Annotated in this window: 12 protein-coding genes; all 12 read left to right on the plus strand. The window is 68.5% G+C overall.

Annotated elements, in window-relative coordinates:
- Positions 1-39: 39 nt before the first annotated feature.
- From EV653_RS16065 to EV653_RS16120, 12 genes are read left to right on the plus strand one after another with little or no spacing between them, the layout of a single operon-like run.
- On the plus strand, positions 40-1,263 hold the full coding sequence (locus EV653_RS16065) for a DegT/DnrJ/EryC1/StrS family aminotransferase (RefSeq protein WP_134103589.1): 1,224 nt from the start codon (positions 40-42) through the stop codon (positions 1,261-1,263).
- Positions 1,260-2,735 (plus strand): polysaccharide biosynthesis protein, encoded by a 1,476-nt coding sequence (locus EV653_RS16070; protein WP_238159767.1) that lies wholly within the window; start codon positions 1,260-1,262, stop codon positions 2,733-2,735. The genes EV653_RS16065 and EV653_RS16070 overlap by 4 nt, the downstream gene beginning before the upstream one ends.
- A 32-nt stretch (positions 2,736-2,767) precedes the next feature.
- The gene (locus tag EV653_RS16075; protein WP_134103592.1) at positions 2,768-4,228 is read left to right on the plus strand and encodes an RtcB family protein; all 1,461 of its coding nucleotides are present in this window, start codon (positions 2,768-2,770) and stop codon (positions 4,226-4,228) included.
- A 50-nt stretch (positions 4,229-4,278) separates the two neighbouring features.
- Positions 4,279-8,496: a right-handed parallel beta-helix repeat-containing protein gene (locus EV653_RS16080; RefSeq protein ID WP_166679414.1), complete on the plus strand. Its 4,218-nt coding sequence runs from the start codon at positions 4,279-4,281 to the stop codon at positions 8,494-8,496.
- A gap of 28 nt (positions 8,497-8,524) precedes the next feature.
- Positions 8,525-9,769: a hypothetical protein gene (locus tag EV653_RS16085; protein WP_134103596.1), complete on the plus strand. Its 1,245-nt coding sequence runs from the start codon at positions 8,525-8,527 to the stop codon at positions 9,767-9,769.
- Positions 9,766-10,773 (plus strand): hypothetical protein, encoded by a 1,008-nt coding sequence (locus tag EV653_RS16090; RefSeq protein WP_134103598.1) that lies wholly within the window; start codon positions 9,766-9,768, stop codon positions 10,771-10,773. The genes EV653_RS16085 and EV653_RS16090 overlap by 4 nt, the downstream gene beginning before the upstream one ends.
- A complete protein-coding gene (locus tag EV653_RS16095; protein WP_134103600.1) occupies positions 10,773-11,933 on the plus strand; it encodes a glycosyltransferase in 1,161 nt (386 codons plus the stop codon). Before EV653_RS16090 ends, EV653_RS16095 begins: the two co-directional genes overlap by 1 nt.
- On the plus strand, positions 11,930-12,364 hold the full coding sequence (locus tag EV653_RS16100; protein WP_134103602.1) for a hypothetical protein: 435 nt from the start codon (positions 11,930-11,932) through the stop codon (positions 12,362-12,364). The genes EV653_RS16095 and EV653_RS16100 overlap by 4 nt, the downstream gene beginning before the upstream one ends.
- A complete protein-coding gene (locus EV653_RS16105; protein WP_134103604.1) occupies positions 12,361-13,413 on the plus strand; it encodes an aminoglycoside phosphotransferase family protein in 1,053 nt (350 codons plus the stop codon). The genes EV653_RS16100 and EV653_RS16105 overlap by 4 nt, the downstream gene beginning before the upstream one ends.
- Positions 13,414-13,419: 6 nt before the next feature.
- Positions 13,420-14,712, plus strand: a complete 1,293-nt coding sequence (locus EV653_RS16110; protein WP_134103606.1) for an O-antigen ligase family protein — start codon at positions 13,420-13,422, stop codon at positions 14,710-14,712.
- Entirely contained in the window at positions 14,709-16,034 is a 1,326-nt protein-coding gene (locus tag EV653_RS16115; protein ID WP_134103608.1) for an oligosaccharide flippase family protein, read from the plus strand. Before EV653_RS16110 ends, EV653_RS16115 begins: the two co-directional genes overlap by 4 nt.
- Complete coding sequence (locus EV653_RS16120; protein ID WP_134103610.1) at positions 16,031-17,101, plus strand: hypothetical protein; 1,071 nt, start codon at positions 16,031-16,033, stop codon at positions 17,099-17,101. Before EV653_RS16115 ends, EV653_RS16120 begins: the two co-directional genes overlap by 4 nt.

Here is a 17,101-nt window from a genome sequence, read left to right on the forward strand (position 1 = left end):
GCGTCAAGGGAAGTCAGGGGCTCTGAGGGGGCATCGGGGATGACCACCCGAATCAACGCTGTGCCGCGCGCCGCACGAGCAGACGATGTCGCCGTGCCGTTCGCGGACTGTCATATCACCGAGGAAGCACAAGCGGCCGCACTGCGCGTCCTGCAGTCCGGCTGGGTGACCACAGGTCGCGAGGTCGCGACCTTCGAGGCAGCGTTCGCGATGGTCGTCGGCGCGGAGCACGGCGTCGGGGTTTCGTCGTGCACGCACGGGATCGAGCTCGCACTGCGATCGCTCGAACTGCCTCCCGGCTCGCTGGTCCTGAGCTCGACGATGACCTTCTGCGGCGCCGTCCAGGCGATCATTCACGCCGGACATCAGCCGGTTCTCGTCGACGTCGATCCGAAGACCGGGATGCCGACGCCGGCCACGGTGCGAACCGCCCTCCGTGAGTTCGGCCGGCCGGCCGCCCTTACCGTCGTGCACTGGGCGGGCGATGTCGCCGACGTACCCGCGCTGGCAGCGGCGGCAGAGGTGCCACTGGACCGAGTGGTCGTCGATGCCGCACACGCCGTCGGGACCTACACCGGCAGCACTCCGATCGGATCGGGTTGCGCCGCGACGTGCTTCAGCTTCTACGCCACGAAGAACCTGCCCCTCGGCGAGGGCGGCATGATCACCACCGACGACCCGACCCGCGCGGAATGGTTGCGCAGGGCCCGATTGCACGGCATGACGGCCGACGCGTGGCGGCGCTATCTCCCTGGCGGGAGCTGGCGCTACAACGTCGCCGACGCAGGCATCAAGGCCAACATGACCGACATCCAAGCCGCGATGGGTCGCGCCCAGCTCGCGCATCTCCCGTCCTGGCAGCGCCGACGCGCGCAGATCGCCGCGCGGTACGACGACCAGCTCGACGGTCTGCCCGGAATTCGACTACCCCACCGCCCAGCCGCCCGGGACGGCAAGCACGCATGGCACCTGTACCCGATCCGGCTGCAGCTCGACGGCGGGATCGATCGGGACGAGGTGATTGCCGCGCTCTCCGAGCGCGCGATCGGCACCTCGGTGCACTTCATCCCGGTCCATCGACTCGCCTACTTCAGCCAGGCAGCACTGATCCCGTCGATCGGGCTGCTCGGGGCGGACACGCTGTTCGACCAATTGCTGTCCCTGCCGATCTACCCCCGGCTGACCGACGACCAGGTCGACGCGGTCTGTGCGGCGCTCGCCGACATCGCTCACCAGGGCCTCACCGGAAAGGGAACGGAATGAGCCAGCCTGTGCTGCTACATGACAGGGAGAAGAGCCTGTTACGGACCATCGTGGTCGGGGCCGGAGAGGCCGGCATCGCCCTGGCCCGCGACCTGCGCCGAGTCAGCTCGTTCGGGCTGGACCCTGTCGGGTTCCTGGACGATGACGCGACGAAACTGGGTCGCAGGTACGGCGGACGTCGCGTCCTGGGCACGCTGGCCGAACTCGAGGAGGTGCTCGAGCACAACCGGATCGATGTGGTCGTGGTCGCCATACCGTCGATGCCGTCGCACGAGGTGAGGGAGCTCGGACTCCGGGCCGCCGCGCTGGGCGCGACCGTCCTCCATCTCCCGCCGTTCCTGTCCGCGCTCCAGCGCCAGATCGCCGGCACCGACATGCGCGCTCTGCAGGTCGGTCCGCTGATCGGGCGGCCCGAGATGCACGTGGTCAGCCGCAACGCGCGGGAAGCCATCGCCGGCAAGCGGGTCCTGGTCACCGGCGCCGGCGGCTCCATCGGCAGCGAACTGTGCCGTCAGGTGTACGGGTTCGGCCCCGAGCAGCTCATCATGCTCGACCACGACGAGTCCAACCTGCATCGCACCCAGCTCGAGCTGTGGGGCGAGGCACTGCTGGACACCGAGAACACCGTGGTCGCCGACATCCGCGACACCGAGCGGATCTTCCAACTCTTCCGCGACTACCGGCCGCAGATCGTGTTCCACGCCGCGGCGCTGAAACACCTGCCGGTCCTGGAACGACATCCCTGCGAGGGTGTGAAGTCAAACGTCCGCGGCACCCAGAACCTCGTCGAGGCAGCGGTCGCCCACGACGTCGAGCGGTTCGTGCTGATCTCGACCGACAAGGCCGCGAACCCCACTTCGGTGCTCGGGGCAACAAAACGCCTGGCCGAGCTGGTCCTGGATTCGCAGCAGCCTGCCTCCACGGTGCTGACCGCGGTGCGGTTCGGCAACGTGCTGGGCAGCCGCGGCTCGCTGCTGCATGTGGTCCGGGACCAGCTGGCCAGCGGCTCACCGGTCACGGTGACCCATCCCGATGTCAGCCGGTTCTTCATGACGATCGAGGAAGCCGTCGGCCTGGTACTGGAGGCCGTCCGGATGTCCGACGGCTCCGCGACGTACGTGCTCGACATGGGCGAGCCGGTCCGCATCGTCGACCTGGTCCACAACTTCGCCAACCTGCTGAACATCCGCGAGGTGGACTTCAAGTACACCGGCCTACGACCAGGCGAGAAGCTCCACGAGGAGCTGTTCGGCGCGGGCGAGGAGGCATTGCCGACCGATCACCCGCGGATCTCGATGACCCGGCCCCCGCGGGCGGCCGCAGGCTTCCGGGCCGGGCTGCGCGAGCTGTACGACTCCGCCGGGCACAACCGCCCGGACGAGGTGTGCCGGCACCTTCGCCGGCTGGTGCCGGAATACACCCCGGCGCCGGGGCTGGTCTCTGCCGGAGCGCCGTACCCCGATGACTACTGACCAGCATCTCTTCGACGACTGCGAGTACAAGCATGACCACTGAGGCTCGGCCGCCACTGGACGTCCGCGTCCTCGACGGCACCGTCACTCCATCCCCGACGGTCTTCGATGACGACAAACTGCTCCCTGCGGACCGAGCGACCATCTCCGCGCTCGGACATCGCGTCGAGGGCGCGGACCTGGCTGCTCCTCCGGTCGTGCTGCCTGACTTCCATCACAAGTCCGCGATGGAACTGCCATCGAGCGTCGCGGTCGCGACCAACGGCACAATCCGCCCGGAGCTGACCAGCTCATCGGTGAACTGCGGTATGGCGCTGATCGCCGTCGACTCCGAAGTACCGGATGACAAGGCAGTCGACGTCTTCATGCGCGCGGTCCGTGAGCGCTACCCATACCCGACCCGCGGAACTGCCGAGCTGAGCCGTCAGGAGGTCGTCAAGGCCGTCAGGGACGGCTCCGAGTTCAGCGTCGACCGCTGGGGCGCGCCGTCGGAGGATCTGGAACGGATCGAGGAGGGCGGCCGGATCGACCTGGAGCGGTACGGCGGGATGGACAGACTACGATCCGAACTGCCAGGGATCGCCTTCCAGTTGGCTCGCTACCGCTTCGGCACCGTTGGACCGTCCAATCACTTCGTCGAACTCCAGCGGGTCGAGGAGATTCTCGCCCCGGAACGGGCCGGCAAGCTCGGCGTCCGCGCGGGGCAACTGACGATCCAGTACCACGGCGGCGGCGGTGTCTTCACCGGTGAGATCGGCCGGTTGTTCTTCCGCCGCAAGGACTATCCGGCGCAGATCAAGGCCGTGAACGCCGCGCTGAAGCCATGGTTCCACCTTCGTTCCGCGCGATCCTTCACCCAGCTCAGGACACGGCTCGCCCTCTACTTCACCGCGGGCTGCACCCCCCTGTCACTGGCTGGCGACGAGGGTCAACGGCTGATGCTCGCGACCGCCGCGGCGATGAACTACGGGTTCGCCTTCCGCACGGCCACGTACGCCGCTCTCTGCCGGATCGCTGCTGACTCCTTCGGCGGCGCCACCGGCCGGCTCGTCGTCGACTCGCCGCACAACAGCATCTACGAGGAGCCCGTGGGCAACCGGACCGGCATCGTCCATCGGCACAATTCGTGCCGGGCCTTCCCGGCCTCGATGATGAAGCCGGGGACGACGTTCGCCGACACCGGTCAGGCCGTTCTGCTGCCCGGCACGCACCGGACCTCCAGCTATCTGGCCGTGGCCGGTGACAGGGCGGCCACCAGCCTCTACTCCGCCTGCCACGGCGCCGGCACGGTCGTCTCCGACCTGGTCGCGCGCGGTGTCTCCGGCGACGACCCGCGGAAACGGAAGACCCGTCGGTACCGGTACGACGACGGCGCTCCCACCGACGCGCATCACTTCGACGACCGTGGCGTGAACGCGGCCCTCGACGTCCTCGTCCGCAACGGCCTGGTGACTCCGGTCGCGCGGATGCGGCCCATCGCGGTTCTGCACTGAGGTTCTGCACCGCGGTTTCTGCACCGATGTTTCGACGAGCGGGAGCGATCATGAACAAGCGGCTACGGAGCCTGGCGGCCTGGACGGTCATGGTCATGACCGCTCCCCTGCTGCTGGTCGTCACCAGCAGTCCTGCGGTGGCCGTCGGCACGGGCTACTGGGTCAACAACACGGTCGCCTGCAGCGACACCGGCGCCGGGACCCAGGCCGCGCCGTTCTGCACGATCACCCAGGGCACCAAGAAGGCGATCAATCCGGGTGACACCGTGCACGTTGCCCCTGGCACCTATCGCGAGCAGGTCACGGTGAATGCGTCCGGCACCGCGACCGATCCGATCACCGTGACCGGCGACGCGCCGGGCGTCATCGTGCTCGGCACCCGCGCGCTGAGCGGCGCCGCGCTGTGGACCGCGACGGGCACGTCCGCGTGGAGCACGCCGTATTCGCCTCCGTCGACACCACGTCAAGTCTTCGTCGACGGCAATCGCCTGGCTGCCGCGGCGTCGTCCACCACGACAGTTGCCAACAGCTGGTTCTACGACGCGACAGCCAAGGTTCTGTACGTCGACACCGGCGGTGCCAACCCCGGTGACGGGCACGAGGTCGAGGCCGGCGCACAGTCGTTCGGCATCACTACGACGAGCCGGCAGAACGTTGTCATCAGCAACCTGCAGTTCGTCCGGCCGAACCTGGCCGGCGTCCGGCTGCTGACCTCGTCCGCGATCACCGTCGACCACGTGACCGCGTCGCAGTCCGCCGGCAACGGTGTACTGGTCGACACCTGTCCGAACAGCACGATCGCGATCCGCTCCGCCGCAGTCGACAACTCGCTGTCCACAGGCATCCGGCTGTCTGCTTCGAGCGGCGTCACTGTGTCCGGATCGACCAGTCATCACAACGGCCTGCACGGCATCGGTCTGGCCAACGCGACGAACAACCTGATCACCGGCAACACGACGTACGCGAACGTCTCGCTGAACCCGAACGCGACCGCCAACGGTATCGACGTCGACACCAGCTCGCCGGACAACACCGTGAGCGGCAACGTCGCGTACCAGAACCAGGACAGCGGTTTCCAGGTGTACAGCGGCAGCCATCGTGCCCTGGTCGTCCGCAACATCTCCTACGGCAACGGCGACCACGGTTTCGACACCCTGACCTCGACCGGCGTGCGGTACCTGAACAACACGGCGTACGGGAACCGGCGGGACGGCATCTCGATCGAGGGCAACTCGACCGGCGCCACCACGGCCAACAACCTCCTGGTCGACAACGGCACCACCGCGACCGAGTACGACCTGTACGTCGACGCCGGCTCGTACTCCGGCCTCGTCGCCGACTACGACACCGCCTGCAACCACGTCGGTGCGTCCTCGACGAAGGTGAACGGGATCATCTACAAGACGCTCGGGGCATTCGCGTCCGCGACCGGGCAGGAGAACCACGGGCAGTCCGTGGATCCCGATTTCGCCGACGCCGGCTCCGCGGACTTCCGGCTCACCGGTGGGTCTCCGGCCGTCGACTCCGCCAACGCCGGCCTCACCGGCTTCCTCGGCACCGACCAGGCCGGCAACTCGCTTGCTGACGACCCGATCATTCCGGACACCGGGACCGGCACCCCGACGTACGCCGACCGCGGCGCGCTGGAGTTCCAGCCGGTCGCGGGCGTGACCGATTACGCCCCGCATGCCGCCGTCAGCCTCAACCCAGCTGCGGTCAGCTTCCCGCCGTCGGTTCCGGTGACAGCCGATGCGAGCGGCTCCAGCGACAATGACACGGCCGGGATCGCCTCGTACACCTTCGACTTCGGCGACGGCACGGTCGTCGGGCCGCAGCCTCCAGCTACTGCGACGCACTCGTACGCCGCAGCGGGAACGTACGCCGTGACCGTGACGGTCCAGGACAGTGCGGGAATGACCGACACCGCCACCGCGCAGGAGATCGTCAGCACCCGGACCGTGCAGACCTACTCCGTCGAGCAGACCAACCCGGCCTGCAGCGACACCGGAGCCGGCACCACTGCAACGCCGTTCTGCACGATCGGTGCGGCGACCAAGAAGGCACTCGCCGGTGACACCGTCCTGGTCGGACCTGGCCAGTACCGCGAGCAGGTCCAGATCACTGCCAGCGGTCAGCCCGGCGCCCCGATCACTCTGCGCGCCACCTCGCCGTCCGCGGTCATCGTCGGCTCCGACGACGTCTCCGACGCAGCAGGCTGGACCGCAACCACCACGACCGCCTGGAAGCACGCCTTCACGCCGGTCCCGGCGCAGGTCTTCCTCGACGGCCAACCGTTGACCAAGGCAACCAGCGCCACGACGACCAGCAGCGGCACCTGGTTCTACGACGTCCCCACGTCCACTCTGTACGTCGACACCGGCGGCACGAACCCGGCTGCGGGACACACCGTCGCGGCCGGCGCACGGAGCTTCGGCATCCTGCTCCGCCAGGTCAGCGACGTCACGGTGACCGGCTTCGCGGTCCGCCAGACCAACCTGAGCGGCGTCTACCTGGACCGGATCCAGCGCGTCGGGCTGAGCACACTGGACGTCGCCCAGTCCGGTGCGCAGGGTGTCACGGTCGACGGGTCGGCCAACGCCACTCTCGACGGCATCACGGCCGCGTCGAACCTGTCGATCGGCGTCCGGTTCTTCAACTCGACCGACAGCCAGTTGGGCGCCTCGGTCACCCACGACAACAACTTCCACGGCGTGAGCGTCCAGGGCAGCACCCGGGTCACAGTCACCGGCGTCACGACGTACCGCAACAAGCGGCTCGGTAGCCGGGTCGCGACCGGCATCGACGTCTCCTCCACGTCCCAGCAGGTCGTAGTGGACGGCAATCTTGCCTACGGCAACGATGACTCCGGCGTCGAGGCCTACACCGGTTCCACCGGAACGACCATCCGCCGCAACGTGATCTACGACAACGGCGACCACGGCATCGACAACTCCGCCGCGCCGGGATCGATCGTGGTCTCGAACACCGTCGTCGGCAACGCCACGGCCGGAATCAACTTCGAGGGCGGCTCGAGCGGCGCGACCAGCCGCAACAACGTGGCGATGGACAACGCGGTCGGCAGCACCCGGACGATCGGTGAGATCCGCGTCGACGAGACGTCCAGCCCGGGCATCACGATGGACCGCGACCTGGTGTTCCAGACCGCCCTCAACGGCCCGCTGTTCGAGTGGGCCTCGCAGCCGTACACGACGCTGGCCTCGTTCCAGACCGTCAGCGGCCAGGAGCCCGCCGGCCAGTCGGCGAACCCGCGCTTCGTGGCGCTGACCACTCGCGACCTGCACCTCACCAGCACGTCTCCGGCCATCGACGCGGCCGACACCGCGACGGCGGGCTGGACCGCGGTCAATCGTGACGGCACCGCGCCGGCCGACCACCCGGCGGTCGCCAACACCGGGATCGGTCCGATCACGTTCGCGGACCTCGGCGCCTTCGAGTACGCCGGTCCGGCGATCGCGGTGACGGCTACGCCGACCGGCGGGTTCGCCCCGCTGGACGTGACGATCGACGCCTCCCACAGCGCCGGTCTGGGCGCACCGTTGACGACGTACCGGATCACCTGTGGCAACGGCACGGTACTGAACCAGTCCAGCGGTGTCTGCCACTACACTGCGGCTGGGACGTTCACGCCAACGGCGACCGTGACCGACTCGTCCGGACTCAGTGACAGCTGGACCGGCGCGCCGATCGTCGTGAAGGCGAACGGCAAGCCAACCGCCCGGATCACCGCCACTCCGACACAGGCCTACCGCCCGCAGCAGGTGGTGCTGGACGCATCGAGCTCCTCCGACGCCGACGGCCGGCCGCTGGCCGGCTACACCTTCGATTGCGGCAACGGCCAGACGACTGGTGCGATCACCTCGTCCACGGCAACCTGTGACTACCCGAACGCCGGCTCCTTCACCGCTGCGGTCACGGTCACAGACACCGGCGGCCTGACCAGCAAGGCCACTGTGACGATCAAGATCCTGGCCGATGTCGCGCCGACCGCAAAGCTCACGATCTCCAAGACGAGTATCCGGCACGGCCAGTCGATCACCGCGGACGCGTCCGGGTCGACCAGCGTCGACAAGTCGCCGATCGCGACGTACCAGTTCAGCTGCGGCACAGGTGCGGCCAACCCGCCGCAGACGAGTCCGACCACAACCTGCACCTACCCATCCGCCGGTCAGTTCACCGTCAAGGTGACCGTGACCGACACCGTCGGCCTGTCCAGCAGCGCCACCAAGACAGTGCAGGTCACGCAGTGATGCACAGCAACGGACGAAGGGCGCATCGATGACGATCGAAGAGATGTTCCGCCGGATCGTGCGAGCCCACCTAGGGATCATCCTGGTGTGCATGCTGCTACCGGTCGCCGGCGCAGCGATCCTGGCCGCCCGCCGGCCGGATCCGACCATTGCGTCCATCCGTCTGCAGGTCGTCGCCGGCTCACCGAAGTCGACGACCGAGGCCGAGGGCATGAACAGCCGGGTGCTTGCCGTGGCGACAACGCCGAGCCTGCTCGACGCGGCGCTGATGGCGGCCAAGGCGCCGCGCGACGTCGAGACCTACGCGACAAGGAACATCTCGGCGCAGCGCCTCGGCGAGTCCTCGATCGTCGAGCTCAGCGTCACCGACGACGACCCGATCGCTGCCGGACAGATCGTGAGCCAGCTCGCGACCCGGGTCGCACTGTTCATGAATCAGGGCGACCAGGAATCGTTCAACGACACTCTCAACGACCTGTCGGACCAGATCGACCAGGCCACAGTCCAGCGTGACAAGCTGGTGACGCAGCTGCGCGGCATCGCCGACATCACCGCACGGGCGGACCTCAACGTACAGATCCAATCCGTGAACCAGCTGCTCAGCCAGCTGAGCAGTCAGCGTGCGACGCTCGTCGCGGACTCGGCGACGCGAGACCGCGTGGTGATGGTCAGCAACCAGGCCGACGTCCGGCAGGTCAAGACGTCCATACTGCCGCAACTGGCGCTGGCCCTGCTGCTCGGACTCGTCCTCGGGCTGACTGTTGCGACGGTCGTCGAGACGTTCCGTCCGCGGGTGAACGGCCTGCGTGCGCTCGCACGTCTCTTGCAGGCGCCCGTGCTCGGCAAGGCGACGGAGGACGTCGAGTCACTCCGCAACACCATGGCGCTCGCCGCGCGTCGGCAGGGAGTGGACGCAGTAGTCCTGATGGGCGCCGATGAAGGTGATGCCGAGACAGTCAGCAAGCTGCTGTTCTCGTTCTCGGGTCACGCACACGCGCCGCAGCGGCTCAAGAAGGCGGCACGTGTCGACAACGACGACCGGGCGTTCGACCTCGATGAAACCGGGCTGACCGGATTCGCCGACGTCCGCTTCACCGGTCTCTCCGCGGTCACACCCGAGGACGAGATGACGGCCGGCGTGGTCGTGGTGTCTTCCGGCTCGGTGATGCTGCGCCGGCTCGACGATCTCGACGACGTACTGAAGGCGGTTCGCTGGCCGGTGCTGGGCATCGTCCAAGGACCTGCCAGGCGGCGGTTCGGCAGGCTCTTGTGAGTACGAGTACTGCGCAGTTGCACACCGCCGGCCAACGTGTCGCTGTCCACGGTCCGGCTCCCGCCGTACAGGCCCTTGTCGCCATGGCCGGCGGACCTGAGCCATCCGGTCCGGCGATGGCAGACCTCCCCAACGTGGTCCTGTCGGTCGAGGACACTCGCCGGCCGTTCAACACCCACGGAGCGGAGATCGTCACTCGAGGCGCGTGGGCGATCGACAGCCAGGAGGTCGTCCTGGAGAGTGTCGGAGGGTCCGGCTATGACCAGCGATGGACGATCAACGAGGACGGACTCCACGTCGCCAGCCGCTGGCGGCCGACGTACCAGGAATCCACAGCAGCGAAACTGCTGCCGTCCAGGCACCGCGCATTGAGCAGTCAGGTATTGCTGCACTACCCGGCACTCTGGTTCGCGGCGCTTCAAGGGTTCGTGCCCCTCCATGTGTCGGTCGTCGAAGTCGGCGGGGTTGCAGTTGTGCTGGCCGGACCAGGAGGCGTCGGGAAGTCGACCCTGGTCGCGCGGGCGCTGGCCGACGGGGCGCGGGCGACGTGCGACAACCTCGCAGTGTGCGACGGTTCGACAGCGTACGGAGTCGCCGAGCCGCTTCGGCTGCTGGCGAGGACCGGCACTCGTGCGGCCCACGGGCGGCGCGAGCAGGCCTGGCCGCACCGGGTCCGATCCCTTTCCCCGGAGCTCGTCGTCGTACTGCGGCGTGGAACACAGGCGGCGCCCGAGCTCCGGGAACTGAGCCCGGCGCAGGCCACCCGCGGAATCGCCGCGGGCACGTATGCCGCCGGTGAGCTACGCCGGTTCTGGTCGATCGCAGCGACCGTCGCGTCGGCGACCGGTTGCGGTCCGATCCACGCACCGATCGAAGAAGTCGCGACGCGCCTGGCGAACCGCCTGCCCTGCCTGGAGCTTCGCCTCGCCAAGGAGCCGGGCGCCGGTCTCACCGAACTGCTCAGGCGTCCGCTGGCCGCGGTCCGCACCGGCAGGGTCGGCTGATGGCCGGCGACGGGCGGATCGAGGTCGCCCAGGTCGTCACCCGGTTCATCGCCGGCGCAGGCGGGGTCGCGTTGCGGGGAGTGCTGCCGCTCGATCCCGCGCGCTACCGGATCACGATCGTCACCGGGCAGGGCGGACCGTTGACCGACCGAGCCGCGGCCGCCGGCATGCGGGTCCTGATCGAGCCGTCGCTGGTCTCACCGCTCGCACCGAACGACGACCGGCGCGCGCTGCGCCGATTGACCGAGCTCTGCCGGGAAGATCGGTACGACGTCGTGCACACGCACAGCGCGAAGGCGGGCGCGCTCGGACGACTGGCCGCGCATCGGGCCGGCGTGCCGCGCATCGTCCACACCTACCACGGCTTCCCCTTCCACGAATTCCAGAATCCGCTCCGCCGGGCGGCGTACGTCGCCATCGAACAACGCCTCGCCCGGATCACCGACAGCGTGCTGGCGATCGGCAGCGGCGTTGCCACCGAGGCGCTGCGGCGAGGACTGGCCACTCCGAGCACCTTGCGCACCATCACGCCGGTGGTCGAGTCCGTCACCGTGCCGCGCACCGACAGCTCACGAGCGGCTGCCCGCGCCGAGCTCGGAATCACTCCGGAGTTGCCGTTGATCGGCACGGTGGGGCGGATCGATTACCAGAAAGCACCCGAACACTTCATCGCGGCCATTGCCGCGCTCCGCCATACCGCAGCCGTCGCGGTGTGGATCGGTTCCGGACCCGGCGACCGCGAGGCGAAGGAGCTGGTACGGCGGGCCGGCCTGTCGGATCGCTTCGTCTTCGCCGGCGAACGATCCGACGTGCCGCAGCTCCTGCCGGCCTTCGACATCTTCGCGATGGCGAGCCGGTACGAGGGTCTCCCCTGCGCTGTGGTCGAGGCGATGCGCTGTGGCATCCCGGTGGTGGCGACAGCAGTCAACTCCGTACCCGATCTGGTCGTCCCCGGCGAGAGCGGCGTTCTCGTTCCACCGGGTCGCCCGCGCCTATTGGCCGAAGCCATCGACGACTTGCTGGACGACCGTCCGAAGGCCGACCGCATGGCGCGCCTAGGTCAGGAAGGCGCCGGCAGTACGTATGACGCCGTAAGTCTGGCCGAGGTCCTCGACCAGGTGTACTCCGCACCTCGGTCCGCACACCTGGTTGCCTCATGAGCAGCGCCGAGCCCGTCGGCCAACTGCGGCGACCTGCCTCACCTTGGCTGCAGCTCTGCCCTCCCGGAACGGTCGAGATCGACATCCGATCCGGACCCGTCGACGAACATCAGCTGTCCGCCGGCCATCCCGTCGTGCTGATGGATCAGCGGCCGCTCAGCAGACAACGCCTTCGGCAGGTTGCGCGCCGGCTCGGTGTCGTTCTGGAGCGGGAATTCGTCGTTCTGCCCACCCTCGGCCGGCCGATGGTCGTCGTCGACGACGCCGAGCAAGCAATCCGGTATTTCTGGACCGCGGTTGCGACCGTGCCACCTGGCCTGGCATTCACCGCCGTGCCCGCGTCCGCGCTGCTCGGCGTGGCCCGCCGTACGCCGTGGCGCTGGACAGGCGCCTTCGCACCGGCCCGTGTCGTCATCGGGAGACGACCATGACCGAAGTTCCCAAGGCCTTTCACCCGCACCCCAGGTCGGTGCACGATTTGCTGTTCGCACCGGGCAGCCGCGGTGTACTGATCGCGACATCACGGGATCCGGACGCGAAGCGGACGTTTATCGTCACGCCGCCCCCCGAAAGCTATCTTGACGGCCCCGCCGGCCCGGTGGCCATCAAGATCCCGGTCACGGTTGCGGCCGCGAGTGCGATCTCCCGGGAGACCCGGATGCTGATGGCCCTCGGCGAGGCGCAGCTCGGCGGGCTCGAGCCCACAGTGCCGCGCTACCTCGAAACCCTCGACAGCTATGGGCTACCGGCCGTCGTGACCACCGTCGTCAAGGGCGCTCCGATGAGCGTCGCGTACCACCGGTGGCTGCACACCTCGCGTCGGCAACCGGTTGCGAAGGACTTCGCGCTGGCCGGCGGATGGCTTCGCCACTTCCAGCGCGCGACCGCCGGCGACCGAGGCCGGATAACCTGGGCGAGGGAGGTCGCGGACGACGTCCGTAGTCGCTGGCCGGGACACCCCAGGCTCGAAGCCGCACAGGTGCGGCTGGCCGCCGCCGACCGTCAGTTGAAGAGCTACCGGACCGCCAGGACCATGGTCCACGGCGACTACTGGTTCGGGAATCTCCTCGTCGACAACGGCCGGATCACCGGAGTCGTGGACTGGGAGAACGGCGCCCGAGCGGGATGGCCACTGCGCGACCTCGTCCGATTCGCCCTCAGCTACTGCCTCTACGTCGACCGGCACACCAGGCCGGGACATCCGGTGCGCGGACATCGCGGTCTGCGGCGAACGGGATTCGGAGCAGGGATCAGGTACGGCCTGCTCGAAGAGGGCTGGCTGTCAGATCTCGTTCGCCTCTACCTGCGCAGGGGGCTCGACGGACTCGGCCTGCCGTCCGCCTTGTGGTACGGAGCAGCGCTCGCCGGCCTCGGCGAGATTGCGGCAACCGCCAACGACGACGAGTTCGCTGCGCAGCATCTGGAACTGCTTGCCGATCTCCCGTACTGGCCGCTGGCCGACGACCTGCCACGGAGCTGATGCTCGATGACGACGACGGTTTCCTCACCCACCGGTGGCATTGTCGGCTGGACGGCGCTGCCCCGCGGCGACGTACTCGCAGCGATGATGGGTCTCACCACCTGCCTGCTTCCGTTCCTCGTCCCGGCAGGTCCGGGCAACACCGCGCCTGCCGACGCCGGAATCCTGCTGTGCATCGTGCTCGCCCTGCTGTGGGCGGTACGTGCGCATCTACCCGTCAAGTTGCCGTACGCGACAGGAGTCGCAGGGCTCGTCCTCGGCGGCGCCTTCGCGGCGTACATCACCGGTGCGCCTGTTGCGACCGGACTGGTGCTCATCCAGGACCTGCTTCTGTTCGTCTGGGGCGCGGCGCTCGCGCTGGGGCGGCGCAACCCGGCGATCGTCGGTGCTGTCACCATCGCCTGGTGCCGCACGGCCGCGATCTACTCGGGCGTGATGTCGGTGGCCTATTTGGTCGGGATCAATGCGCTGACCGGCGTCTCGGGGAAGGACGGGGTAAGGGCGTCGTACACGTTCGGCGACCCGAACCTGGCCGGCAACTACCTGGTCGTCTCGCTGTTCGTGATGGCCGCCTGCAAGCACCCGCGCTCCCCCGGCGTCCGGCGGATCGCGTACATCCTGGTGCTGACCGCCATCGGTTTCACCGGTTCCAACGGCGCGATGCTCACCTTGGTGGTCGGACTCGTTCTCGCCTTCACTGTGACGAGGTACCGCCGCCAAGGTGCTGTCGCCGGAGCTGCCGCATTGGCGGCCACGGCCTTGATCGGCGGGCTCGTGGTCGCGTTCGTCATGCCTCGCGTCGACCTCGGCGAGATCCGTGAACGCGCGGCCGGTAGCGTGCCGTTGCTCCGCGACTCGTTCGGACGCAGCGCCAACTCCAGCAAGGAGCGGGTGACGATCGTCAAGGAAGGCGCGAACCTGTTCCTGGAGGGCGACGCCGCCGGCTTCGGTCCCGCACGGACGAAGGCGACCCTGGCGGCCACCCAGGCGCCGTACGTGAAGGAAGCGCACAACGACTACCTCGCGACATTGCTCGAGCGCGGTGTGATCGGCGGCATCGGGCTGCTCCTGCTCGGCGTCGCCGTGTTCGCGCGCTGCCTGCGGCTGGTCTTCGGCACGTTGCCCAAGGCGTACTCCGAACTCGTGCCCAGACCCTGGCTGCTCGCGGTCGTCGGCCCGGTGATGGCAACGGCCGCGGGCTTCTACGAAGTCCTCCACTTCCGCCACCTCTGGACCTGGCTGGGCCTCATCGCGGCGCTCGTCCTCGCAATGCAGGATCAACCAGAGGAGACGTCATGATCCGATGCCGACCTCACCGCGGCGAGCTCCTGCGCACCGTGCTCGCCAATTGCTCGGCCCGCCTTCTGGCGATTCTCGGGCTGACGCTCGCGACCGTTCTCGTTGCCCGGACCGGTGGCCCGTCCGCCGTCGGCGAGTACGCGCTGCTGCGGATGATGCCTGGCCTGATCGGCGTCCTGTGCGTGCTCGGCCTGCCCGGCGCGCTGGCATTCTTCCTGGCCGAACCGCGGCGGGAACTACCGCGGCTGTGGCCGACGCTGATGGCCATCGGCTTCGCCGGAGCTCTCACGGGTACCGCGCTGTGGGTGGCCGCCGCACCACTGATCGCCAAGGTCTTCTTCCCCCACGAACCGGCGTGGCTGATCGCGGTCGCGGGCGCTACGGTCGCGTCGCAGTTGTTCCTCACACTCGGCAAGACAGCCCTACAGGGTCTGGAGGACCGGCGTGGCGGCGACGCCGTCATCGCCGCCGAGGAGCTTGCCTTCCTGCCGTGCTTCGTCCTCCCGCTGCTCGTCGGCATCCACGGCATCGCCGCGATCATCATCGGCCTCGGTCTCGCGGACCTGGTCGTCGCGGTCGACGCCTGGCGCCGGGTCAGTCGCCGCCTGGGCTGGCGCCGGTTCGGCCTGGCGGGAAATGGATACGGCTGGTGGGGCCGGCCGGACCGAGTGCTCGGCAAACAGGTGGCGTCTTACGGCCTGCGTGGCCAGGTCGGCGGGCTCATCACCCTCCTCAACCTCCGGCTCGATGTCGCGATCCTCGGAGCCATCGCCGGCCCGGCGATTCTGGGTGGCTACGCGGTTGCGTCGAAGTACGCCGAACTGCTCAGACTGCCCGGCACCGCACTGACCTGGGTCTTCTACCCCCGACTTGCAAAACTCGAGCAGAACCAAGCGGCCGGAGTCGCCCGCAGGATGATCCGGCCGGCACTGGTAGGGATTGTCGTCGCCGCGGTTCCGGTCGCGTTGCTCGCGTCGCCCGTGATGCGGTTGCTCTACGGCGCTTCGTTCGGATCGGCCGTCACGCCGGCGCGGGTTCTGGTGGCGGGCATGATCCTCGCCGGCGCTTCCGGAGTCGCCAGCGCGTACCTGTACGGCCGCGGAACGCCCGGCCTCAACTCCATCGTCCTCGGTGTCGGACTGGCCATCACCGTCGTGCTCGACGTGACGCTGATCCCGCGGTACGGCGCTCTCGGCGCGGCGGCCGCATCGACAGCGGCCTACCTGACGACGGATGCCTTGCTCATCGGAGTCCTGCTCCGCCTGAGCGGCACCGGACCACGTCACCGCACAACTGTTGCCGTCGGCGAGGGAACATCATGAAAGCAATTGCCATCACCACCGCGATTTTGTTGCTCGTCGCCGGCTGCTCAGGGACGCCGGACAGCAATCCGCCGGACACGCCAAGTCCGACCTCGGCGCCACCGACCTCGCAGCCGGCCAGTCCGTCCAGTGCACCCACAAACGGCAGCGTGCCGGTGGACCTGTCCGGCGATCGGTACGTCTCCCTCGCCAACGCGCTGCATCGACGCGGCGTCGCGATCTGGTGGGAATCCGACCTCGTCGCCAAGTGGCTCGAAGGATCGGCTGCGTTCGACCAGGCGATCGGCCGCCTCGGCGCGCTGGCAAAGGTCCCTGGTACGGCAGGGTTCAAGATCTCCGACGAGATCGGCTACGGCGACGGGCTGACGTCGACAGCGCAGGCCACCGACTTCCTGACCCAGGCCCGGACCCGCTTGGCGCAGGTTGCCCCCGGCAAACAAATTCTCGTGGATGCGGTGGTGCCCGAGCTTGGCTGCCTGCCATGGCGCGGCGGGAACCAGGAAGGCTGTGCACAGCGTGTCCGGCAGAAGCACCCGGCAGCGACAGCCGCAGCCGTCGAGAGCTACCTGCGAGCCCACCTGATCGACCGGCTCGATCTCAGCACCGGGCTGCTCGAGGAGAGCACCTACGCCCAGTGGGGACTGGACCGGCAGACGGCGCAGACCGACATCTGGAACCGGATCCGCGCGCAAGGCTGGGCCTCGCTGACGACCCTTCAGTCCCGCAAGGCCCTCGCGGATGCGAACGGGTATCGCGGCAATGCCGACCAGGCGAGGACCGACGCCGCAACCTACATCGATGTGCCCGTCGCCGCAGGCGCACAGGCCGTCGACATCTGGACCTGGCGGCAGCGCTACCAGGGCCAGATCGTCAGCCTTCTGGCCCCGGACCTGCAGCCCAATCCGCTGTGGACCGCGATGGTACGACGACGGCAGCAAGGCGTGCGGCTGATCACGCACATGACGCCGTCGACACTGCACACGGACTCGGCGAGTTACAACCACGAGTGCGATCTCGCCGCACAAGCTTTCACAGCGGTCTTCGTTGCTGCTGGCACCGGTCAGTAG

It is taken from the genome of Kribbella pratensis (assembly GCF_004365355.1).
Taxonomy (GTDB): Bacteria; Actinomycetota; Actinomycetes; order Propionibacteriales; family Kribbellaceae; genus Kribbella.

Coding starts and splice junctions, on each gene's coding strand:
- EV653_RS16065 (WP_134103589.1), top strand. CDS start 40: ATGACCACCCGAATCAACGCTGTGCCGCGCGCCGCACGAGCAGACGAT.
- EV653_RS16070 (WP_238159767.1), top strand. CDS start 1,260: ATGAGCCAGCCTGTGCTGCTACATGACAGGGAGAAGAGCCTGTTACGG.
- EV653_RS16075 (WP_134103592.1), top strand. CDS start 2,768: ATGACCACTGAGGCTCGGCCGCCACTGGACGTCCGCGTCCTCGACGGC.
- EV653_RS16080 (WP_166679414.1), top strand. CDS start 4,279: ATGAACAAGCGGCTACGGAGCCTGGCGGCCTGGACGGTCATGGTCATG.
- EV653_RS16085 (WP_134103596.1), top strand. CDS start 8,525: ATGACGATCGAAGAGATGTTCCGCCGGATCGTGCGAGCCCACCTAGGG.
- EV653_RS16095 (WP_134103600.1), top strand. CDS start 10,773: ATGGCCGGCGACGGGCGGATCGAGGTCGCCCAGGTCGTCACCCGGTTC.
- EV653_RS16100 (WP_134103602.1), top strand. CDS start 11,930: ATGAGCAGCGCCGAGCCCGTCGGCCAACTGCGGCGACCTGCCTCACCT.
- EV653_RS16105 (WP_134103604.1), top strand. CDS start 12,361: ATGACCGAAGTTCCCAAGGCCTTTCACCCGCACCCCAGGTCGGTGCAC.
- EV653_RS16110 (WP_134103606.1), top strand. CDS start 13,420: ATGACGACGACGGTTTCCTCACCCACCGGTGGCATTGTCGGCTGGACG.
- EV653_RS16115 (WP_134103608.1), top strand. CDS start 14,709: ATGATCCGATGCCGACCTCACCGCGGCGAGCTCCTGCGCACCGTGCTC.
- EV653_RS16120 (WP_134103610.1), top strand. CDS start 16,031: ATGAAAGCAATTGCCATCACCACCGCGATTTTGTTGCTCGTCGCCGGC.